Genomic DNA, 22,273 nt, shown 5'->3' with positions numbered 1-22,273 from the left:
AGTACCCTTCAATCGGATCACATGTCACAATTTGTATGATACAAAAAAAGAGTGATATATTGGAGTTACCAAAAAAGCACCACGGGGAGAGCTCAATGAAAGTTATCCTAGTTGACGATGAACGTCTGGCTCTGGATTATCTGGAGATGCAGCTGAAGAAAGCTTCAGATATCACCATTGTCGGAAAATTCCAAGACCCGATGCTTGCCAAGAAAAGAGTGGCGGAAGGCGGCATTGATGTTATTTTTCTCGATATCAATTTACCGGAAATCGACGGGATCCAGCTAGCGGAGCACCTCTTGGAGATAAACCCGAATATACATATTGTTTTTGTCACGGCCTACGATGAATATGCAGTGAAAGCTTTTGAACTGGAGGCGATTGACTATATTGTAAAACCGATCTCACCGGAGCGGTTAGCTAAAACTTTGCACCGTATTGAGACAAGATTAGATGCCAAAGCTCCCCTTGCTAAGAATGAATGTATTCGAATGACTATGCTCAAGCAAGTGTCCATAGAAACGTCAAAAGGAGAAGTCATTCACGTTCAATGGAGGACCACGCGAGCCTATGAGTTATTTTTATATTTGCTTCAACACCGGGGTCAATGGGTTCGTAAGTCCGTACTGGTTGAGGTGCTTTGGCCGGAATATGAATCCGGCAACGTGTATTCTCAGCTGTACACGGCGGTTTATCACGTCCGTAAATCGTTAAAGCTATTCGGTGATCATTTTCAAATTGCCAATTCAACAGACGGATATGTGCTGACCTTGCACCATGTGCGCCTGGACGCTGAGGAATGGGAGCGAAAACTGAACTCAGCCCCTCCGATCTCTCCGGAAACGATCCGAGATTATCGGGACATTATGAAATTATACACGGGCGATTATTTACAAGAGCTTGATCTTTGGTGGGCGGAAAGCGAACGTCACCGATTGAGAACGTTATGGTTGCGCACCTCCTTGCAGATGGCGCAGTGGTACTGGAAATCGAATGATTTGGATGAGGCTATAGAGTTATATCTTCACATATGCAGCAGACATGAACTGGCGGAAGAAGCCCATTTCTGCCTCATGCAAATTTATGCGTCGAAGGGGAATGTTTTGGCGGTCAATCGCCAATACCGGTTGCTGGTGTCCGTGCTGGAGCAAGAGTTAAACGAGCGTCCAAGCCCTTATATAACCGAGTGGTACAGGGATTGGAAAGCGGATAAACAAGAATAGGCGCAGTATCACTAGTCCCTGAAAAGGGGCTTTTTTGTTTGGGGAAATATGGAGCCTGCGTGGATAAGCCCAGCATGAAAAGAGATATATCTTTCCATTCTTTGTGCTGGACGGTTCACTGCCGCAATCGAAAACGGCGCGGTTCCGAAAATTCATTTATTGGAACGGCGCAGCCAAATCCGTCCAAACAACCCGGTAGGCGGAAACTCTTATGAGCTATAACGGTTTCCAAAACCGTTATTTGGCTCGAGACTTGATCTCTTACAAGTTTAGCGGATTATGAAGGCGTTATTTCCCAGGAATCGGGAAAAATCATGCCCGATTTCATCAATTGATATTTGATAGCGCCGTCAAAGTCTCCTATTTTGAATGAAAATTGCGATAGCGGTAAAATAAGGCCCTCCAAATCCGTAAACGAGCCGCATTAGTCACGCCATGCCCCGTAGAACAAAGTCGCGCTCATCTCTTGAATGCTCTAGTACATTTGATAGGTTTCGGACTTATGTGCGTCGCAATGAAAGTAGATTCTTCCTGTGGACAGGTTTCAGCCAGTTGCTGATTTGATATGGAACGATATTCTTGCTGATCCAAGTTCCGCAGCAGCGGGCAGTATCCTGTTCGTCGTGTTCCTTACAGCTGTTGCAGTGACGGTTGCGAGGCTAAATCGACAGTTGTTTCTGCATGCGGAAAGACGGACGCTTGAAGCGGTTGAGGCGAATGATGCAAATAAGCGGTTGCTGGAGCAAATCACGAGTTCTGTACAAATGTTGGCCGGCTTCAGCCGACATCTTCGAGAAAGTGTAGTGAGAACGGGGCTGTTGACAAGAGAAGTGACTACAGGCTTCGGTGAAGTAAGGTCAAGTGTACTCACTTGGCCTTTTTTAACGTTTCACTCGTTTATAAGAACTGTTACTAATACCCATGGATTCGCCGGATGTTGGAGATGGTTGCATAAGTTTTCCTTTGCCACCAAACCATAGTCTTAGCACATATGAATGGAGGACATGCCCTATGACCGTTGCAACTGAGCCGATCGTCGTACATTCCATCATTGGTGGGAAACAGGTGCTGACAGAAAAGCGGTATACCCGTGAAAACCCGGCGAATCTCAAAGAAGTCGCAGGCTATGCGCCCGTCAACACGAAAGAAGAAGCGATCGAAGCGATTGAAGCCGCCTATCATGCTTTTGGTACATGGAAGTGGGTACCGGTGGAGGAAAGAATCGAGCGTATGCGCAGAGCTATTGCTAAAGTGAAGGCCGCAATGCCCGAGCTAACCCGACTTCTCTCTCTGGAGCACGGGAAACCGCTGTATGACGCCGAAGGTGAGTTTGCCGTGTCCCTGATGTGGATGGAATTCGCCTGCGACAATGCGAAGGAAGTGCTTCAGGAAGAAGTGAAGGAGCATGAGAAGGGAAAAACGATCATCACGCACGACCCGATCGGTGTCGTATCCGCGATTACGCCGTGGAATTACCCGATCTCACTGTCTACCATAAAGATTGCACCCGCTCTGCTGGCAGGGAATACGATGGTGTTGAAGCCAAGCCCGTTCGCTCCTCTTGCTGTCAGCAAGGTGGTGGAGATCATCTCCTCCGAGTTTCCTCCGGGTGTTCTGAACCTCGTTCATGGCGAAGCCGACGTAGGGGTTGAATTGACATCCAATCCGAAGGTAGCCAAAATTGCGTTCACCGGCGGCACCAAAACTGCGAAAAGCATCATGAAGGCCGCTTCCGAAACGATTAAAAAGATGACGCTGGAATTAGGCGGCAACGATGCGGCTATTATTCTCAAGAGCTTCGATGTGAATGACGAGCGTGCAATGCGACGTCTGGTCATCTCCAATTTCCTCACGGCAGGTCAAATCTGCATGATCGCCAAACGTGTTTATGTGCATCGCTCCATTTATGAAGCATTCGTAACCAAATATATAGATGCCGCCAACAAATGGATTCGCGTAGGCAGTCCGTTTAACCCGAACGTTACGATAGGGCCCGTGAATAACGCCGGTCAAGTCAAATATGTGCAGAGTCTGATCGACGATGCCAAGAGCCGCGGCGCCGAGGTTATCAAACTCGGCAAAGTCATCGATCCGGATATTAATGATCAAGGGAATTTCATGCAGCCGACACTGGTTTTGGGCTGTGATTACAATGACCCGATTGTCGTGGAGGAGCAATTCGGCCCGACCGTTCCGATTTTACCGTTCGACGACGAAGAGCAGGTTATTGCGCTGCACAACGAGAGCATATACGGTCTAACCAGCTCGGTATGGGGCAAGGAAGAAGACGCCGTGCGGATTGCCCGGCGGATCGAGGCCGGCACGACGATGATTAATACCGCTGCAGTCCAGGGGCTGGATGTTCGTTTTCCTTTCGGGGGAGTCAAGCAATCCGGGGTCGGCCGGGAGTACGGTGTTGAAGGCATGCTCACGTACACGGAAACGCATGTCATTAATATTCCGACGATGCTCGAGCTGCCGTACATCCCCGAATAAGTTTCGTTCGTTCCGGCAGGTTTGGATTTTCGGATCGAAACCTGCCATCCCCTATTCATCGGAAGTCTTCTGTCATGAGTTTCGCATCAGCCGAAGGAGTTGGGACGACGTCATTTTGAAATCGATGATCAATTTTGTTATATTCCTGATCACAACTTTATGATTGTCCCTGCCAAGCACTGACGGTAAAATCAATATTAAAGAAAGGAATGTCATTTAGAAACGGGAGTGCAGCCATGATTCCTTCGTGGAAAAGCCTTAACCTGCATAAAGAACCGAGGACCCAATACTACGTCGATCCGGTGCGGATTGTCTGGCAATCGGAAGATGTGGGAGCGAAACTTGAACGTCCGGAGCTGCTCCTTGCCGGACGGGACGGTCAATCCGTATTAAGCCTGCCGATGGAACAGGTGTGCGTCTTACGCAACGAAGGGAGCGCGCCAGGCGTATTGTTTGATTTTGGCACGGAGCTGCATGGCGGGGTGCAAATTTGCATCGCCGGAGGCAGCAGCAAGGATCGCAGAACGGCAAAGCTGCGCATTCGGTTCGGAGAATCGGCCATGGAAGCGATGAGCGAACTTGGCGGGACTACGAATGCGACAAACAATCATGCGGTGCGAGACGGCGTGTTTGAAGTTAGCTATATGGGGGCCGAGCATATCGGAAATACGGGCTTTCGCTTTGTCCGGATCGATTTTTTGGATGAAGGGCATTTCGTACAGCTCTTAAGCGTCCGCGCTGTTGCTGTCATGCATGAAGTAGAATACAAAGGAAGCTTCCGCTGCAGCGACGATTTGCTCAATCGGATTTGGGACACGGGGGCTTACACGGTACACTTGAATATGCAGGATTATTTGTGGGATGGGATTAAGCGGGACCGGCTGGTGTGGACGGGCGATATGCATCCGGAAACGTCGACGCTTCAGGCTGTATTCGGTTATCATGACGTGGTGCCGAGGAGTTTGGATTTTATCCGGGACGAGAGCCCGTTGCCGGGCTGGATGACGACCTTTCCAACCTATTCGATCTGGTGGGTTCTGATCCATCACGATTGGTATATGTATAACGGGGACCTGAACTATTTGCTGGAGCAGCAGCCTTATATGACAGAGCTTCTCCGCCAGCTCGCAGCTTGCGTTCGAGAGGACGGCACCGTGGACATTCCGAATCCGTTCCTGGATTGGCCGTCTTCCACGAATCTGCAAGGGGTCAAGGCCGGTGTGCATGCGCTGTTCATCTGGTGCATGGAGGCCGGTGCCAGACTGTGCACGGTGATGGGAGACCACGATGCGGAACAGCTGTGCCGGCGAACCGAGGGAAGTCTCCGCAAGGTTATTCCCGATCATAATCATAGCAAGCAGGCTGCCTCGCTGCTGGCTTTAGTCGGTCAGCTCGATCCGAAGCAGGCGAACGAAGAGGTCATTGCGCCGGATTCACCGAAAGGCTATTCTACCTTCTACGGCTACTATATTCTGAAAGCGCGCGGCGAGGCGGGGGATATACGCGGCAGTCTGGATAGTATCCGGGCTTATTGGGGCGGCATGCTGACTCTTGGAGCGACTACGTTCTGGGAGGATTTCGATATCGAGTGGCTGAAAGATGCAGCGCGTATCGACGAGCTGACAACGGAAGGTAAGATCGATGTACACGGCACTTATGGAGGTTATTGTTACGAAGGTTATCGGCATAGCCTATGCCACGGCTGGGCGTCCGGTCCAACGGCCTGGCTGTCCGAATACGTACTAGGCATTCGCCCGGTGGAGCCCGGATGCCGGACGATACGCGTGACACCGCAGCTGGGCGACTTGGAGTGGGCGGAAGGCACCTTCCCGACACCACATGGAATCGTTAAAGTCAAACATACGAAGCAAGCGGATGGCACCATCCATTCGGATATTCAGGTTCCCAAGGGGATTACGGTTATGGCATCGTAGTCTTGCAGGCTGATCGGGCCCAATCATGGTGCACCCCAACATGGATATTGGGATCAAAAGTGAATGCATATTTTTCCTTCCTTACTCGCATCTTATTGATGATTCAAGCAAAAGGAGGAGCACACTGAGATGGCGGATCAGAACGAAAAGCACGAATATCAGAACAACGCAGTCGAAAACAAAACGAACATGTTCAAAAACGGATATCAATCCGCACTTAACTACGTCCAAAATGCCGTAGAGAACGTCGCGGAAACTTCGAAGGACGCCACGCAAAACCTGGTGAATCAAGTCATGGGCGATGAAGACAACAACGCTCAAAACAAAGCGGATTAAGGTAATGAATAAGAAAAACCGCCATATGGCGGTTTTTTCTTTTTTATGATTAGTCAGGAAATTATTGAAGCAGCTTATCCGTAGATAAACCGCTAACGGTTCCCGAAACCGTTATTTGAATCGAGACATGATATCTTACAAGTTTAGCGGATTTTGGTGGCGTTATTTTCCAGCAATCGAGAAAAATCAAGCCCAATTTGATGAATTGACATTCGATAGCGCCGCCAAAGTCCTCTATTTTGAATGAAAAGTGCGATAGCGGTAAAATAAAGCCCTCCAGATCCGTAAACGAACCGCGTCAGCCACGCCAAGAGCCCTCTAAAAAAAGACGAGTCCATCGCTGAGCACATAAGCTGGCTTAAATATTGCGGGAAAACACGCGCGTCGGAAGACGGCGATAGCCGGTGCTTCTTATCCAATTAAACGAATACAGGAAGCTTATCGTAGGCTAATTTTTGAATAACGGCATGATGCTCGGGATACTTGGCAAGCAAATCATCCTGTGTGAATAATTCAAAATCCTGAAAATCAAATCCCGGTGCAACCATACAGCCTACTAGTGAAAATGTGTCCTTTTCCATAACGGAGGAACCGAAAATGGAATTTTTGGGAACCAAATACTGAGGTGTTTCGCCGTTGTCCAAATGAAGGCCCAGCTTGACTTCCTTGTAGGTGCCGTCTTCAAGAATGACATGAATGGTTAACGGACTGCCGGCATGGAAGTACCAGAGCTCATCCGATTTGAGGCGATGAAAATGGGATACGTCATGGGATTGCAGGAGGAAGTAAATGCTGGTGTAAAGCAGCCGCTCGCCGTTAAACCGGACGGACAATTGTTGATCCGTGATCGATTCTTCCGATTGATAAGTTCTTTTGTAGTATCCGCCTTCGGGGTGAGCTGCAAGATCGAGCTTTGTGATCCAATACTGGGCATCGTTCATTTGCATGATAAGATCAGTTTCCTTTAGTTGAATGGTATGAGAAATTCAATAGCATTATATAGCACAGCATGCAAATACACAAATGAACGCTGCGAAGGACTCGGGTAATAGTTTTAGCACAATAGATCAGTTTTTGCTGTGATAGTTCATTGTTGGAGTTTGTAAGCGGCGATCAAGGCCGCAACAATCCTTCCGGCATCACCGGCGCTCCGGTCCAGCTGCATGAAGATATCGCTTGACAATTGCCTGCATTTTCCAATATGATTTAGTTAAGTTACTTACTTATCTAATAGTGAAGCTGCATAAGAGGAGTTGTACATCCAATGTCACGGGAGGTCAATGATACGGCGAAAGGGCTCATGCTGGCTTTCCATCGATTTCGGAACAGGGAGGCAGCTACGAACAATGACTGCCGGCGCACTGAAGCGCGGATCCTGCTGATGCTCAGCGATCACGGCGACAACGGTTTGAAAGTATCGGAGCTTGGGAAGCTGATGCGGGTAACTTCGCCGTTCGTAACCCAGCTGGTGAACCAGCTGGAGGCGCGCGGCTTGGTTATCCGCAGGCAGGATCCGCAGGACGGACGAATTGTGCGAATTGTGCCCACCCCGTCAGGATTAGATGAAGCGAAAGAATTGAAGCGTATATTTTACAGGCGTTTCACCGATCTTGTAGAGGAGCTGGGGGAGGATGAAGCCAGGACGCTAACGCAGCTGCTGAATAAGGCCTTCGATATCATGGAACAGAAGAACGGTATGTTCGGAAGAACGGCGAAAGAGAACAGCGATTCATCAGAGCAGACAGACCGGATAGAGGAGGACTAAGCCGCAATGATCTCCTTAATGAAGAATTTAAAGCCATACCGCTTGTACGTCATTCTCGTCGTCGTGTTGACGATGGCCGCGATTTTGCTGGAGCTGAATTTGCCGACCCTAATGGCCAACGTCATCGATATCGGGATTGTGAATCGGGACATTCCTTATATTTTGAAGACAGGGGGGCTGATGATCGCGTGCTCGATCGCTTCCATCCTGCTTACGATCAGTGTCATGTTCTTCTCCTCGAGAGCCTCAATGGGATTCGGCCGTGATTTGCGCCGGAAGCTGTTCGTCCACGTGGAGAGCTTCTCGCTGCAGGAGTTCGAACGAATCGGGCCTTCCTCTCTGATTACGAGAACGACCAACGACATCAAGCAAGTTCAGGACGTCCTGACGATGATGATGCGGATGATGACGAGAGCGCCGCTCATGCTGATCGGCGGAATCATGATGGCGGTGTCCCGGGACGCTTTCATGTCGCTTATCTTTCTAATCGCGCTGCCTCTGCTGGCGGGTACCATTTATGCAATCACGCGCAAATCGATTCCGCTCTTCGGCGAGCTTCAGCGGCGAACTGACAAGCTGAATCTTCTGCTTCGCGAAGGACTTATCGGCGTGCGGGTCGTTAGAGCCTTCAATCGGGTGGCTTATGAGAAGCAGCGGTTTCAGGAAGCGAATGAATCGTTCCGGGACACCGGCATCCGCGTCGGACAATCGATGGCGTTGATGTTCCCGGTAATGATGATCATCATGAACTTTACGCAAATCGCTATCATATGGATCGGCGCGACACGGATTGATGCCGGCCTGATGCAGGTGGGCAATTTGATGGCATTCCTCCAGTATGCGTCGATGATTCTGTTTTCCTTGATTATGCTTTCGATGATGCTGGTGATGGTGCCGCGCGCGCAAGTATCCGCCCGCCGGATTAATGAGGTGCTGGAGCAGCTTCCGCTGATTGTCGATCCCAAGCCGGGTTCGTCCGCACAAGCAAACCTGCAGCGCGGGCATGTCGAATTCCGCAATGTGACGTTCCGTTATGCCGGTGCGGAGAAGCCGGCGCTTGAAGGCATCTCCTTCCGCGCGGTGCCGGGACAGACGACGGCGATCATCGGCAGTACCGGCGCAGGCAAAACGTCGCTCGTCCAGCTCATCCCGCGATTTTATGAAGCGGAAGACGGGGAAGTGCTCGTGAATGGCGTTGACGTTCGGCTGCAAACACAGGAGGAGCTGCGCTCTTCGATCGGCTACGTTCCCCAGAAAGCGGTTCTCTTTAGCGGCACGGTTGCGGAAAATCTCCGGTTCGGCAGCGAGCATGCGGACGATGCGGCGTTATTGGCGGCGCTGGAGACGGCTCAAGCTCTGAACTTTGTGCAGGAAAAAGAAGGCGGGCTCCATGCCAAAATCGAGCAATCCGGAGCCAATCTATCCGGCGGCCAGAAGCAGCGGCTGTCGATTGCGCGGGCGCTCGTCCGCAAGCCTGATATTTACATTTTTGACGACAGCTTCTCGGCGCTGGATTATGCAACGGATGCGCGACTCCGGAAGGCATTGAAGCGGGAAGCCGGCAGCGCGGCCGTGATCATCGTGGCGCAGCGGATCAGTACGGTCGTCGAGGCGGATCAAATTATTGTGCTGAACGAAGGGCGAATGGCCGGGATCGGCACGCATGCGGAGCTGCTGCAGAGCAATGAAATTTATCAAGAGATTGTGGCGTCCCAGCTGTCGCCGGAGGGGGAGGAGATTGCATGAGCATACGCAGGGATCGGCCCGCGGATCCGTCGCCCATGCCGGGTCACCGGGGACCGATGATGCCTCCGGAGAAGCCGAAGGATTTCAAGGGGACGCTGCGCCGCTTGACCCGGTATTTAAAGCCGCGCCAGGGTGCTCTCCTCGTAGTATTGATTACCGCATTGTTGTCGACGCTGTTTAACGTCATTAGCCCGAAGCTGCTTGGGGATGCGACATCCTCCATTTTCGAGAGCTTTGTGAACCGTACGGGAATCCATTACGCTTATCTCCTTCGACTGACCTTGATTTTGGGAGGTCTGTACCTTTTATCGTCGCTTTTTTCGTTCATTCAGCAATATATCATGACCAGCGTATCGCAATCGACTGTCGCGGAGCTGCGAAGCGAAGTGCAGGATAAGCTGTCGCGGCTGCCGATCCAGTATTTTGACAGGCATCCTCACGGCGATTTGTTAAGCCGCGCGGTGAATGACGTGGATAACATCAGCAATGCGATGCAGCAAGGGATCTCGCAGCTGATCACTTCAACGATCACGGTGCTTGGCATTATCGTCATGATGCTCGTGATCAGTCCGCTGCTCACGCTGGTAACGCTGATTACGATTCCGCTTAGCTTACTAGTAGTAAAGCGCGTTGCGAAGTATTCCCAGAAGCATTTTGTCAATCAGCAGAAGGAGCTTGGGGCAGTCAACGGGCACATCGAGGAGATGTTCTCCGGGCATCAGGTCGTGAAGGCGTTCGGACAGGAGCGGAAGTCGATCGAGGCGTTCGACAAGATGAACGAGCGGCTGTACGAAGCGGGCTGGAAGGCGCAATTTATTTCCGGCGTGATGATGCCGCTGACCCAGTTCGTCGGTAACCTCGGATTTGTGCTCGTGAGCATTGCCGGCGGCATTATGGTGCTGATGGGTTATATCCGGATTGGCGATGTTCAAGCGTTCATCCAATATTCGCAGCAAATGACGTGGCCGATGAGCCAAATGGCGTCCGTCTCTTCCCTGCTTCAGACGGCGCTCGCTTCGGCGGAACGCATCTTTGTGCTGCTTGATGAGCCGGAAGAGCTGCGGCAGGAAGCGGCTCCGATTGACCTGAACGCGCTCGGCAGCAGCATCGAATTCGAACGGGTTCGCTTCGGCTATAAGCCGAACGAGCCGGTCATCCGCGGCCTGTCGGTTGCCGTGAAGGAAGGTCAGACCGTTGCGATTGTCGGTCCGACGGGAGCGGGCAAATCGACGATCATCAATTTATTGATGCGATTCTATGATGTGGGCGAAGGGCGAATTTCGATCGATGGGGTCGATCTGCGCGACCTGTCCCGGGAGCAAGTGCGCAGCATGTTTGCGATGGTGCTCCAGGATACGTGGCTGTTCCACGGTACGATTCGCGACAATATCGCTTACGGCCGCGAAGGCGCGACGGAAGCGGACATTGTGGAGGCGGCGCGGCAGGCTCATGCGGATGATTTTATCCGGACGCTGCCCGATGGTTATGACACCTTGCTCACCGAGGATGCCACGAATATTTCCCAGGGTCAGCGGCAGCTCATTACGATCGCCCGCGCCATTATCTCCGAGCCGAAAATATTGATACTGGACGAAGCGACGAGCAGCGTGGACACGCGGACGGAGATGCAAATTCAGAGGGCTATGGGCAGCTTGATGAAGGGCCACACCTGCTTTGTGATTGCGCACCGTCTTTCGACCATTCAAGACGCGGATGTCATCCTCGTGATGAATCAGGGAGATATTATCGAGATGGGGTCGCACCAGGAGCTGCTGCGTCAGAACGGCTTCTATGCCGATTTGTATAAAAGCCAGTTCGCTTCCTAAGTAAACGATGCGATTCATTTACCACGGCTTGGATAAAATGCTAATCGCCTTCTCATACTATGGTGGAGATGATGGAGGTGAGTGTCTTGCCAAAAAACAGCGCCGATGAGAAGCACGACCGAGCGGATAATCGTGCGGATAAGAAAGACAATCTGCAAAACGATGATCATTTCACTGAAGAAGCTCAGTCATTGACAAGTACGAAAGCTGCCGAATTTCCTCCAAACTTAAACGGTATTTACAAAAATGAAGTTTAGCTTACCGGTAAAAACGCAATCTCTCATTATGAGAAGATTGCGTTTTGTTTATATACAGCGGGGGATGGAGGTCTGCCAAACAAATATTTACAATGCGGAGCGCCTCTCCTTTTTTACTATTGACTTGGAGTTAACTCCAATGAGTAAACTGTACATGGTGGGAATATCCAAACGAAAGCGGGGAGAACGGATATGCAATATGTGAAGCTTGGAAATACCGGCTTGGATGTATCCAGAATATGCCTTGGCTGCATGAGCTTTGGCGTGGCCGAACGCTGGACTCATCCATGGGTGCTTAACGAAGAGCAGAGTCGCCCTATTATTAGAAAAGCGTTGGAGCTCGGAATCAATTTTTTTGATACGGCAAACATTTATTCGGTCGGAGCAAGCGAAGAAATTGTCGGTAGGGCTTTAAAGGATTATGCCAACCGGGATGAAATTGTCATTGCTACAAAGGTTCATTTCCGCATGCATCAAGGTCCTAACGGTGCCGGACTTTCCCGCAAAGCCATTATGAGTGAAATTGATAAGAGCCTACAGCGGCTGGGAACCGATTATGTAGACCTGTATCAAATCCATCGCTGGGATTACGATACGCCCATAGAAGAAACGATGGAGGCCTTGCATGATGTGGTGAAGGCGGGCAAGGCGAGATACATAGGGGCCTCCGCCATGTACGCCTGGCAATTTCTAAAGGCTCTGCATGTAGCTGAGAAGAATGGATGGACCCGGTTCGTATCGATGCAGAACCATTACAACCTCATGTACCGTGAGGAAGAGAGAGAAATGCTCCCGCTATGCATGGAAGAAAAAATCGGCGTCATTCCATACAGTCCGCTCGCCTCCGGCCGATTGGCGCGCAGCTGGTCGGAAACAACGCATCGTTCCGAAACCGATCAAGCCCAGAAAAGCAAATATGATGCGACTGCGAATATAGATCGGCTGATTGTGGAACGGCTTGAGCGGATTTCCGGGCAACGCGGCATTCCCCGTGCCCAAATTGCGCTGGCCTGGCTGCTGCAGAAACAACCGGTTACTGCTCCTATTATCGGGGCAACGAAAACATCGCATCTTGACGATGCGGTAGCTGCGCTGTCGGTTACATTAACGCCTGAAGAAATCGTGTCTCTGGAAGAGCTGTACGTACCACATCCGGTGGTAGGTGCGCTTCCGCCTCGATAACAGTTCGATCATAGCCGTGCCGGAACGCTACATCCTTGCGATTGGCGTTCTTTCTTTTCAACGGATGTAAAGAATTTAAGGTTTTATCTTTATTTTCTTCAGTGAAATGAAATCGCTTACCTTCTATAATTTTCCTAGAGAGGAGGTGAAAAGAAACTCACCTGTCAAGCAGCGTGTAGGGTTGCGGCAACCCAATTATACGAGGAGGTAAGTTATGTTTAAGTTTAAGAAGAAACTCTTAACGGTATTGATGGCAGCTTCAATGAGTATGAGCTTGTTTGCGGCAACCTCCAATGCAGCGACAGATTACTGGCAAAATTGGACCGATGGCGGCGGGACCGTAAATGCAGTCAATGGCTCCGGCGGCAATTACAGCGTCACTTGGTCGAACACGGGGAATTTTGTTGTCGGCAAAGGCTGGAACACCGGATCGCCAACCAGGGTCATTAATTACAATGCGGGCATCTGGGAGCCGTCCGGCAACGGATATTTGACTCTCTACGGATGGACGCGAAATTCCCTCATTGAATATTACGTCGTTGATAGCTGGGGCACTTATCGGCCTACCGGTACGTTTAAAGGCACTGTAACGAGCGACGGGGGCACCTATGACATTTATACGACTATGCGATATAACGCCCCTTCCATTGACGGCACACAGACGTTCCAACAGTTCTGGAGTGTCCGTCAGTCAAAGAGACCGACCGGAAGCAACGCCGCGATCACCTTCAGCAACCACGTGAACGCATGGAAGAGTAAAGGAATGAATCTGGGAAGCAGCTGGTCCTACCAGGTGCTGGCGACAGAGGGATATCAAAGCAGCGGAAGATCGAATGTAACGGTGTGGTAACAGGCCGCTTGCAAGCAGGAAAACGGACATACAACAAACCGTAAACAGTATTGATATCGTTACGCTGCAACCTACATGCTGCGGAAAGGCCTCTGACGTTGCCGGAGGCGGGTTGTAGGCCGATACGGCCTACAACTTTTTCCTATTCGCATAAAAGGAGATCTATATGAGAAAGCTATTCATTTGCCTCATATTCGCCATGATGGTGATTGCCAGCGCTTGTACGCAAAACGAAAACGGAAATTCTGAACATCTTAAGGGCCTCGTGTTTGTGAAAGGGGGGACATTCATGAACACCAAGTCCAACTACTTTGGAAAAAGTACAACCGTATCGAGCTTCTATATCGGCCAATATGAGGTTACTCAACAAGAGTGGAAGGAGATCATGGGAAGCAACCCGTCGGCTTTCAAAGGCGACCATTTGCCGGTAGAAATGGTAAGCTGGTATGACGTTGTTGAGTACTGCAATAAGAGGAGTATCAAAGAGGGCTTACAGCCTTATTACCACATAGACAAGAATAACAAAGACCCGAACAACCGGAGTGAATTCGATCCTATCCAATGGACGGTAACGATCCGTGCAGGAGCTAACGGATACCGGCTGCCGACGGAAGCGGAGTGGGAATATGCGGCAGGCGGAGGCCAGCTGAGCAAGAGCTACACCTATAGCGGCAGCAATCAAGCGGATGAAGTCGCATGGTATTGGAAAAACGCCGGAGATCACATCCTAACGGGAGACTGGAGCTGGCCTGCCATAGAAAACAACAAAAATAAAACAAAAACGATCGGTCTCCAGAAGCCCAACGAGTTAGGGATTTACGATATGTCAGGCAACGTAAGGGAATGGTGCTGGAATTGGTACGGAGACCTGGATAGCAGCAGCGGTGCTTGGCGGGTTGTGAAGGGCGGCGGATGGATGGGCGACGTCAGCAACAGCGAGGTATCCTTCCGGGGCAAGTTCGAGGCTAGCGGCTTGGGCCCCGATCAAGGCTTTCGGGTGAGCCGGAGCGAGTAAACGGGACGATGAACGGTAAAGATGTCGGGAAATGCATAATTTATTGTCGTCAAAACGGTAGTGTGACATCGCTGAATTTGGTACCATATCAGTAGGGATACAATTCGATTTAGGAATCGCAAAAAAGAACCGACAATAAGATGATGAGTTGGACTGTCGAGCCTGCTTCGACAGTCTTTTCATTACACATGGAGGAGAGAAGCTATGAAGGTCCCGCGCATTTCATGGAATTCGATTCGTTTCAAGCTCGTAGCGGGACTATTGCTTGTGACGGTGCCGCTCATTTCGCTGATGCTATACAATAATTTTTATGGAATTAGCGTCGTGCACAATCAAGTGGCTTTATCCAATAAAAATTTAATTTCTTTATATATGGGGCAGATCGACACGCAGCTCAGAGACGCAGACCGCAATCTCATCGGCCTAATGACTTCCGATTACGATATTCAATCCATGAACACCCCTAATTCGGAAGATGAGTATCAGCTCGCCAAGCATAGTATTTCCAATAAATTATCGAGCGATATTATTCTATATAAATCCATCGATGCTTTTTTTGTCTATTCCCGCTCCCGGCGTGACTTGTTGAATGTCTTTAAATCGAATATCGAATTTGCCGAGAGAGATCAAGTGGAGCAGGAGCTGCAGCAATTGTTAAGCGGCAATCCGAGCTTTTCGGAGACGGACGGCAGCCGTTGGTTTGTACGCAAAGTCGGGCTAGACTACTATGCATTGCGAGTTCTGCGGTCCGGCGATCTATATATGGGGGCTTGGGTCAATATGAAGACGCTGCTCATACCGCTTAATTTGATTGATTTGGGCAAGGAAGGAAGTGCCTTGCTCGTGACTGCGGCGGGGGTGCCCATGGTGAGTACGAAGGCGCTAGCCGATACGGAAATCGATTTCGCAAAGGGATTTAGCCAATATTATATGACCGGCCGCAAGAATAGTTGGCTTGTCGTCGGGGAATCTTCCCAGGAAGGAAATTTCAGCCTGGCTGCAGTCATTCCGGAAAGACAGATGCTGCAGAACCTGCCGAATTTATCGCGGCTTACCTTATTAATTTCAATCATATCCATTGGATTGCTGCCGATCAGCCTGTTCCTCCTTCGTCATATTTTGCTTGTTCCGTTAAAGCGTTTGATTGCGGTGATGAGGAGGATTAACGACGGGAATGTCAACGTTCGCATTGAGCCTTACCGGACTTCCGACGAAATTCAACTGGTGAACCAAACGTTCAACAATATGATGACTCAGATCGAGGAATTAAAAATTCATGTGTATGAGGAGCAGCTGAATAAACAAAAGGCGGAGCTTCAACATTTACAGCTTCAGATCAATCCGCATTTTTTCATGAATTCGCTGAACATTTTGTTCAACTTGGCTCAAGTGAAAAATTACGAATTGATTCAGGAAATGACCCTATGCTTGGTCCGCTATTTCCGGTTCATGTTTCAGAGCAATTTAACGTTCGTATCCTTGCAGGAGGAGCTCCAGCACGTTCGCAACTATGTGCGAATTCAAGAGCTGCGGTTTCCGGGCAGCCTCACTTGCTCGATTGATGCACCGGATTTTTTGGGGAACGTTCTCATACCGCCGCTTGTGATTCAATCGATTCTGGAAAATTCGATCAAGCATAGTGTAACGCTGGATGAAGCGGTTCATATTTCCGTTTCCATCGATCTCAATGAAACGGGAGTTGAGCCTTTCCTTGAGATCGTCATTCGTGACACGGGAAAAGGGTTCTCGGAACACGTATTATCGGAGATTCGGTCCGGTCATACCGTGATCGACGAGCAAGGGGAGCATATCGGAATTTGGAACGTCCGGAAGAGGCTGCAGCTATTGTATGGGGGAAAAGCGTCGATCTCCTGCTATAACGGATTTCCGCAAGGTGCGGTAGTGGAGATCAGGCTGCCTTATGATTCGGAACGTTTGAAAGGGGACAGCGAAGATGATGCAGCTTCTCATCGTGGATGATGAAATTCATGCCATTGAGGGTGTCCGCTCCGGGGTTAACTGGCAGAAGCTGGGGATCACGGCCGTATACTCGGCTTCTACGGTTAAACAGGCCAAGGACGTATTCGAAAGCGAACGTATTGATATTATGCTTTGCGACATTGAGATGCCGCAGGCTACCGGCCTGGAGCTGGCGGAGTGGGTGAGAGAGAGGTACCCTCGTACGGCAACGATATTCCTTACTTGCCATGCCGATTTCAAATATGCGAAGCAAGCTCTCCAGCTGGGGAGCCTGGATTACATTCTCAAGCCGATCCCGTTCGCCGAGCTGGAGAAGACCATACACAAAGCGATAGAAAAAATTCACAAGGATTCGGAAATCGTTCAGTTCAGTCAATATGGGCAGTTCTGGGTTCAGCATCAGCCGATGCTGATCGAACGGTTTTGGCTCGACATTATCCACCAGGCGATTCCTCCCCGGGCGGAAGCCATCAGAAGTGCCGCGACGGAACGCAACATTCCCTACGATGATGCCATGTCTTTTGTACCTGTACTCATAAGTGTTCAGAGATGGCATAAGCCGTTAACTTTGCGCGATGAGAAAATTATGGAGTATGCCCTTAAGAATGCCGCCGAAGAATCGATGGCGGGACGCAATCGAAGCGGACAAGTCATATCGCTGGGCAGCGGAAGGCTGCTGGTTATATTACACGCGGAAGAAAGCGGGGCCGGTTATGAACGGTCCTTGAAACAAGCTTGTGAACGCTATATTGAGGCCTGCAAACGGTACTTTTATTGCGATCTTTCCTGCTATATCGGGGAAACCGTGCATGGTCACGACATGGTGGGGATGGTCAACCGGCTGCGTGATGATGAGAAAAACAATGTGGCTTACAATAATAAGGTTTTCCAAGTTTCCGGTGTTCCATTACAAGCCTCCCTTCAAGAGCTCCCGGATATGGGGGTATGGGCCGTCATGCTGAAGGAAGGGGAATACAGGAAGGTGCTCCGCGAAGCGACCACTTATTTGGACCGCATGGTTCAACAGAACGCCATGGATGCAAAGTGGCTTCAACAATTTTATCAGGATTTTCAACAAATGATCTATGTAGGTCTTCAGGACAAAGGCATTCAAGCGCATCAATTGTTTAGCGATCCGTTATCGCTGGATTACTCCGCACATGCGACTCGTACCGTGACCGATCTGGTCTCATGGATGGATCATGCTGTCGGCAGGGCCGTGGCATATGTGGAAACGGTGGAGCAATCGCAAAGTGTGGTCAACCGGGTCATGAGCTTCATTAAACGCCATATCGCCGAGGATTTGTCGCGTGAAGACATCGCAAGCCACGTATTCTTGAATCCGGATTATTTAACGCGAATCTTCAAGAAAGAGACGGGAATGGCGATTTCCGATTACCTCTTTCAGGAGAGGCTCAAGCTTGCGCAGGAGCTGCTGGCCAAGACCGATATGCCGATCAGCGCCGTCGCATCGCATATCGGGTATGCGAACTTCTCGCATTTCTCCCGGATGTTTAAGAAGCATACCGATATGAATCCGAATGAATATCGTCAAGCGCACCAGCAATCCGGGCGGGTTTAGGTAGTCGGCAAATGCATAGCGAAAAGTCGTTAACGGAGCAGAGCCGCAGCCGGAGCGAAAGTAAAATATAAATAACTTCACTGCTGGCACCGGATGACCGGTTTCAAAGAGTGAAACACAATATGCTAATGGGGGAGTAATATGAAGAAGAGATTTACTGCGGCAAGCGCACTCGTTATCGGTTCTATGCTCTTCTTAGCCGCTTGCGGCGGGAATAACACAGGCGGAGCTACTGCGGCGGGAGATGCTGCAGCGAACCAATCGGGGAAGACGGCGGAATTGAACGTTGCCTACCCGATTTTCGGTTCGGTACCGAAAGATTTGTCCGCCGTGCAAGAGGCCATCAATAAGATCTCTCAGCAGAAAATCAATGCCACGGTAAAGCTGACACCGATCAGCTTCGGGAACTGGGAGCAGCAAGTGAATTTGATGCTAAGCAGTAACGAGAAGCTCGATCTCATGGTCATCACGAGTAACCTCTATAGCGGCTTGGTTGCCAAGGGCCAGATCGTCGCATTGGATAAGCTGCTTGAGAGTAACGGTCAAGGGATTAAGAAATCGATGGATCCGGCTTATCTGAATGCTGCGCAAATCGGCGGGTCAACGTACGCTATCCCTACGATTCGAGACTTTGCTGCCAGCCAAGGCTTAACGATGCGGAAGGATCTCGTCGATAAGTACAATATTGATGTCAGCAAAATCCGCACGCTTGACGATGTAGAAGCGACATTGAAGCTGATCAAAGAAAAGGAGCCGAATCTCACTCCTCTCGTTCCGGGCAACATCGGCAGAACGATGCTTGACTCCTACCGTTGGTTTGATATGCTGGGCGACTCGATGGGTATACTTCCTAATTACGATAATAACCTCAAGGTCGTGAATTTATACGAAACGCAGGAATATGCCGAGTTCGTCAAGAAGATGCGCAGCTGGTATTCCGCCGGTTTGATCCTGAAGGACGCGGCAACCAACAAAACGTCTCAGTTCGATTTGCTGAAGTCGAATCGCGGGTTCGCTTATTTATCGAATATGAAGCCGGGATTTGAGCAGCAGGAGTCGAAGAGCAGCGGGGTGCCGGTTGTGACGGCGAATCTGGTACAGCCGGTGTCCACAACGACGAATGTGACGAATATCATGTGGGGCATACCGATCAACTCCAAGACTCCGGACAAAGCGATGGACTTCCTGAATTTGATGTATACCGACAAGGATATCGTGAATCTGTTGGATTGGGGCATTGCCGAGAAGCATTACGTTGTCAAATCCGATAACGTGATCGACTATCCTGCAGGCATAGATGCGAAAACTTCAGGTTACAGCTTAAATATGGGCTACTTGTTCGGCAATCAATTCCTGTCTTATGTGTTTAACGGTGAGGACCCGAAGATTTGGGAGAAGATGGACCAATTCAACAAATCGGCGGTTAAATCGAAGGCGCTTGGCTTTACCTTCGACGCCTCTGCGGTGAAGGCGGAGTATGCTGCGGTTTCCAACGTCATTACTCAATACAAGCTTCCGCTTGAAACGGGGAGCGTCGACCCGGATAAGGTGCTGCCGGAATTTATGTCCAAGCTTAAATCCGCCGGGATCGAGAAGATTATCGCGGAGAAGCAGAAGCAGCTTGACGCATGGGCGCAAAGTAAGAAATAAGCGGCTTCTCGTTCTGTTGCCCGTCAACTTGCCGGTTGAACGGGCATTTTTTTACCCGCAACTGCCGCTCAACCATCCTGAGAAAAGAGGTTACATCATGTTGAATACAATTCCGCTAAATGATCGCTGGACGTTCACCAAAGAAAACGATCCTGCTTATGCAAGCGTGTCTATTGAACAAGGGCTGCCCGTCACCTTGCCGCATACTTGGAACGATGTCGACGGTCAAGGAGGAGGTGAACCGTATTACAGGGGAGCTTGCTGGTATCAAAGACGGCTGGAAATCTCTGCGGAAGATATGGGGAAACGCTTCTATTTGGAGATCGGGGCAGCCGGTAATATGGGCAAGGTGTATGTCAATGGGCATCTTGTCGCGGAGAGCCGCTGCGGGTACGCCATGTTTCGTGCGCCCCTGCATCCGTATTTGAAGTCAGGAGACAATGTAATCGCTGTTAGGGTGGACAACAGCTACGACAACGAAGTGTATCCGCTCATGGCTGATTTTACGTTCTTCGGCGGTCTATATCGGGAAGTAAAGCTGCTTGTTATGGATGACATTCATTTTGATGTGATGGACAACGGACGAGACGGCGTATACTTGACCCAGCGAAGCACCGGGGACGGGGTATTCGAGCTGGACGTTCGCGGCCGGGTTGTGAATGAATCGAGCGTAACGGCGCCAGGCAGCTTACAAGTACAGCTTAGGGACCGGGAGGGCGCTGCGGTTTGGGAAGACAAATTGGACCTAACGTTATCCGGTGAAAGTGATTTTACCATCAAAGGCCGGATCAGCAATCCGATTCTATGGAACGGCATCGAGCAGCCGTATCTGTATACGGCAGTGATTTCCATCCATGTACAGGGAGAAGTACGCGATTCCCGGCAAATCGACATCGGCTTCCGCACCGTTGAGCTCACTTCCGATCGGGGCGTGCTGTTGAACGGGAAGCCGATCAAAATTAATGGGGTATGCAGGCATCAGGATTTCGGCGGGGTCGGCAACGCCATTACCAAGGAACATATGGATCTGGATATGGACTTGATCCGGGAAGTGGGCGCCAACAGCATCCGTCTCGCCCACTATCAGCACGATGACTATTTTTACAGCCTCTGCGACCGTCACGGATTATTAGTATGGGCAGAAATTCCGTATATTAGCATCCCTTCGACCAAAGATCCGGAAAGCCATAATGCCTTCGAGCAGCTGGAGCGTCTGATCAAACAAGCTTATAATCACAGCTCGATCTATTGCTGGGGCGTTCAGAACGAAATTACGATAGCCGTCGAGACGGAACACACGTATCGAACGATTCAAAAGCTGGTGAAGGCTGCCAGGAGGCTCGATCCGAGCCGTTATGTCGCCCAAGCGAATATCAACGGCGTTGCGGATGACAGTGTCATCAACACCTTTACCGATCTTGTCGGGTACAATTTATATTACGGCTGGTATTACGGAGAGATCAAGGATCTCGGAACGAGACTGGACGAATTCCATCGTACGAGGCCTGACGTCCCTGTCCTTGTTTCGGAATACGGGGTCGATACGAACCCGGCCTATCATTCGTACACCCCGCAGGTTCAGGATTACACGGAAGAATACCAGCTGAAGTTCCATCATAACGCTTTGGAAACGTTCCGGGAGAGGCCTTTCGTGCTTGGCGGATATGTGTGGAACATGTTTGATTTCGGAAGCGCGAATCGCAATGAAGGCGGGGAAAAGGGTAAAAATCTGAAGGGGCTTGTGACGATCGACCGGAGCTTGAAGAAGGACGCCTTCTATCTGTGCAAGGCCTATTGGTCCTCCGTTCCGTTCGTTCACCTGTCCGGGCGCCGATTTGTCCATAGACACAAGGAGCTGAACGATATTGCTATTTTCTCCAACATGAACCGGGTCCGGGTATATCTTAATGATGTACTCCTTTCGGAAATGGACGGCGGCGGGCCGGTTTACATCGTGAAGGACGTCTCGCTCTTGCCGGGGGATAACCGCATCAAAGCGGAAGGTATTGAAGACCAAGGTACGGTCCTTACGGATGAAATGGTGCTGCGCTTCGTATCGGAAGCGGACCCGAGCTACATTCATGTGAAGGAAGAGAAAACGAAGCATGTCGTCAATTGGTTCGAACAGTTCGACCTGACCGATGCCGGGCAGATCGAGCTGAAGGACGGCTGTTTTTCCATCTATGATACGATCGAGGATTTGTACGGCAACGATGCTGCGAAGGCGGTATTTCTCAAATATTTCGCACATGTAACGAGCAATCCGTTCTTTGAGGTGACCCAAGGGGTCATGTCGATCGAGAAAATGTCCCAGCTCGTCTTTTACGGGATTCCTCCGGAACTGCTGCCGGTCATCAACAGGGAGCTTAGCGCCATCAAGAAAGAAAGCTAGAGAAATGTACCCCGTTTCGGCCATTCCGGCCGAACGGGG

The 22,273-nt window shown here is 50.3% G+C and carries 16 protein-coding genes; 15 read left to right on the top strand and 1 reads right to left on the bottom strand.

The features are described from left to right. Positions 1–95 precede the first annotated feature (95 nt). The 4 genes from ACFFK0_RS26810 (at position 96) to ACFFK0_RS26795 (ending at position 5,989) form a co-directional block, all read left to right on the top strand. The gene (locus tag ACFFK0_RS26810; protein ID WP_377473765.1) at positions 96–1,223 is read left to right on the top strand and encodes a response regulator; all 1,128 of its coding nucleotides are present in this window, start codon (positions 96–98) and stop codon (positions 1,221–1,223) included. A gap of 1,011 nt (positions 1,224–2,234) precedes the next feature. Further along, on the top strand, positions 2,235–3,719 hold the full coding sequence (locus tag ACFFK0_RS26805; RefSeq protein WP_377473763.1) for an aldehyde dehydrogenase family protein: 1,485 nt from the start codon (positions 2,235–2,237) through the stop codon (positions 3,717–3,719). Positions 3,720–3,955: 236 nt separating this feature from the next. Continuing rightward, the gene (locus ACFFK0_RS26800) at positions 3,956–5,653 is read left to right on the top strand and encodes an alpha-L-rhamnosidase-related protein (protein WP_377473761.1); all 1,698 of its coding nucleotides are present in this window, start codon (positions 3,956–3,958) and stop codon (positions 5,651–5,653) included. 129 nt (positions 5,654–5,782) lie between these two features. Further along, positions 5,783–5,989: a hypothetical protein gene (locus tag ACFFK0_RS26795; protein ID WP_377473759.1), complete on the top strand. Its 207-nt coding sequence runs from the start codon at positions 5,783–5,785 to the stop codon at positions 5,987–5,989. 419 nt (positions 5,990–6,408) lie between these two features. Here ACFFK0_RS26795 and ACFFK0_RS26790 read toward each other — a convergent pair whose 3' ends face one another. Beyond that, on the bottom strand, positions 6,409–6,936 hold the full coding sequence (locus tag ACFFK0_RS26790; RefSeq protein ID WP_377473757.1) for a cupin domain-containing protein: 528 nt from the start codon (positions 6,934–6,936) through the stop codon (positions 6,409–6,411). Between the two features lie 317 nt (positions 6,937–7,253). On the opposite strand from ACFFK0_RS26790, the gene ACFFK0_RS26785 reads away from it, so the two are divergent. The 11 genes from ACFFK0_RS26785 (at position 7,254) to ACFFK0_RS26735 (ending at position 22,234) form a co-directional block, all read left to right on the top strand. Beyond that, the gene (locus ACFFK0_RS26785; RefSeq protein WP_377473755.1) at positions 7,254–7,754 is read left to right on the top strand and encodes a MarR family winged helix-turn-helix transcriptional regulator; all 501 of its coding nucleotides are present in this window, start codon (positions 7,254–7,256) and stop codon (positions 7,752–7,754) included. A 6-nt stretch (positions 7,755–7,760) separates the two neighbouring features. Further along, positions 7,761–9,500 carry an ABC transporter ATP-binding protein gene (locus ACFFK0_RS26780; RefSeq protein ID WP_377473753.1) on the top strand — a complete coding sequence of 580 codons (1,740 nt, stop codon included), beginning with the start codon at positions 7,761–7,763 and terminating at the stop codon, positions 9,498–9,500. Beyond that, the gene (locus ACFFK0_RS26775; RefSeq protein ID WP_377473751.1) at positions 9,497–11,326 is read left to right on the top strand and encodes an ABC transporter ATP-binding protein; all 1,830 of its coding nucleotides are present in this window, start codon (positions 9,497–9,499) and stop codon (positions 11,324–11,326) included. The genes ACFFK0_RS26780 and ACFFK0_RS26775 overlap by 4 nt, the downstream gene beginning before the upstream one ends. An 86-nt stretch (positions 11,327–11,412) precedes the next feature. Further along, positions 11,413–11,583 (top strand): hypothetical protein, encoded by a 171-nt coding sequence (locus ACFFK0_RS26770; protein ID WP_377473749.1) that lies wholly within the window; start codon positions 11,413–11,415, stop codon positions 11,581–11,583. Between the two features lie 192 nt (positions 11,584–11,775). Next, positions 11,776–12,765: an aldo/keto reductase gene (locus tag ACFFK0_RS26765; RefSeq protein ID WP_377473747.1), complete on the top strand. Its 990-nt coding sequence runs from the start codon at positions 11,776–11,778 to the stop codon at positions 12,763–12,765. Between the two features lie 214 nt (positions 12,766–12,979). Then, on the top strand, positions 12,980–13,615 hold the full coding sequence (xynA, locus tag ACFFK0_RS26760) for an endo-1,4-beta-xylanase XynA (RefSeq protein WP_377473745.1): 636 nt from the start codon (positions 12,980–12,982) through the stop codon (positions 13,613–13,615). Between the two features lie 166 nt (positions 13,616–13,781). Next, positions 13,782–14,630, top strand: coding sequence for a formylglycine-generating enzyme family protein (locus ACFFK0_RS26755; RefSeq protein ID WP_377473743.1), 849 nt, complete (start codon positions 13,782–13,784; stop codon positions 14,628–14,630). Between the two features lie 204 nt (positions 14,631–14,834). Continuing rightward, positions 14,835–16,610 (top strand): sensor histidine kinase, encoded by a 1,776-nt coding sequence (locus tag ACFFK0_RS26750; protein WP_377473741.1) that lies wholly within the window; start codon positions 14,835–14,837, stop codon positions 16,608–16,610. Continuing rightward, positions 16,585–18,192 (top strand): response regulator, encoded by a 1,608-nt coding sequence (locus tag ACFFK0_RS26745; protein WP_377473739.1) that lies wholly within the window; start codon positions 16,585–16,587, stop codon positions 18,190–18,192. Before ACFFK0_RS26750 ends, ACFFK0_RS26745 begins: the two co-directional genes overlap by 26 nt. A gap of 141 nt (positions 18,193–18,333) precedes the next feature. Beyond that, positions 18,334–19,842, top strand: a complete 1,509-nt coding sequence (locus ACFFK0_RS26740) for an ABC transporter substrate-binding protein (RefSeq protein WP_377473737.1) — start codon at positions 18,334–18,336, stop codon at positions 19,840–19,842. A gap of 97 nt (positions 19,843–19,939) precedes the next feature. After that, positions 19,940–22,234 (top strand): glycoside hydrolase family 2 protein, encoded by a 2,295-nt coding sequence (locus tag ACFFK0_RS26735; RefSeq protein ID WP_377473735.1) that lies wholly within the window; start codon positions 19,940–19,942, stop codon positions 22,232–22,234. Positions 22,235–22,273 lie beyond the last annotated feature (39 nt).

The organism is Paenibacillus chartarius (assembly GCF_042432825.1).
Taxonomy (GTDB): Bacteria; Bacillota; Bacilli; order Paenibacillales; family NBRC-103111; genus Gordoniibacillus; species Gordoniibacillus chartarius.
Note: the sequence above shows the minus strand (reverse complement) of the source record. Positions and strands in the feature narration are given on the sequence as shown.

Bases quoted from the DNA above. Each gene is read 5' to 3' on its own strand.
- ACFFK0_RS26810 (WP_377473765.1), top strand. From the start codon at position 96: ATGAAAGTTATCCTAGTTGACGATGAACGTCTGGCTCTGGATTATCTG.
- ACFFK0_RS26805 (WP_377473763.1), top strand. From the start codon at position 2,235: ATGACCGTTGCAACTGAGCCGATCGTCGTACATTCCATCATTGGTGGG.
- ACFFK0_RS26800 (WP_377473761.1), top strand. From the start codon at position 3,956: ATGATTCCTTCGTGGAAAAGCCTTAACCTGCATAAAGAACCGAGGACC.
- ACFFK0_RS26795 (WP_377473759.1), top strand. From the start codon at position 5,783: ATGGCGGATCAGAACGAAAAGCACGAATATCAGAACAACGCAGTCGAA.
- ACFFK0_RS26790 (WP_377473757.1), bottom strand. From the start codon at position 6,936: ATGCAAATGAACGATGCCCAGTATTGGATCACAAAGCTCGATCTTGCA.
- ACFFK0_RS26785 (WP_377473755.1), top strand. From the start codon at position 7,254: ATGTCACGGGAGGTCAATGATACGGCGAAAGGGCTCATGCTGGCTTTC.
- ACFFK0_RS26780 (WP_377473753.1), top strand. From the start codon at position 7,761: ATGATCTCCTTAATGAAGAATTTAAAGCCATACCGCTTGTACGTCATT.
- ACFFK0_RS26775 (WP_377473751.1), top strand. From the start codon at position 9,497: ATGAGCATACGCAGGGATCGGCCCGCGGATCCGTCGCCCATGCCGGGT.
- ACFFK0_RS26765 (WP_377473747.1), top strand. From the start codon at position 11,776: ATGCAATATGTGAAGCTTGGAAATACCGGCTTGGATGTATCCAGAATA.
- xynA (WP_377473745.1), top strand. From the start codon at position 12,980: ATGTTTAAGTTTAAGAAGAAACTCTTAACGGTATTGATGGCAGCTTCA.
- ACFFK0_RS26755 (WP_377473743.1), top strand. From the start codon at position 13,782: ATGAGAAAGCTATTCATTTGCCTCATATTCGCCATGATGGTGATTGCC.
- ACFFK0_RS26750 (WP_377473741.1), top strand. From the start codon at position 14,835: ATGAAGGTCCCGCGCATTTCATGGAATTCGATTCGTTTCAAGCTCGTA.
- ACFFK0_RS26745 (WP_377473739.1), top strand. From the start codon at position 16,585: ATGATGCAGCTTCTCATCGTGGATGATGAAATTCATGCCATTGAGGGT.
- ACFFK0_RS26740 (WP_377473737.1), top strand. From the start codon at position 18,334: ATGAAGAAGAGATTTACTGCGGCAAGCGCACTCGTTATCGGTTCTATG.
- ACFFK0_RS26735 (WP_377473735.1), top strand. From the start codon at position 19,940: ATGTTGAATACAATTCCGCTAAATGATCGCTGGACGTTCACCAAAGAA.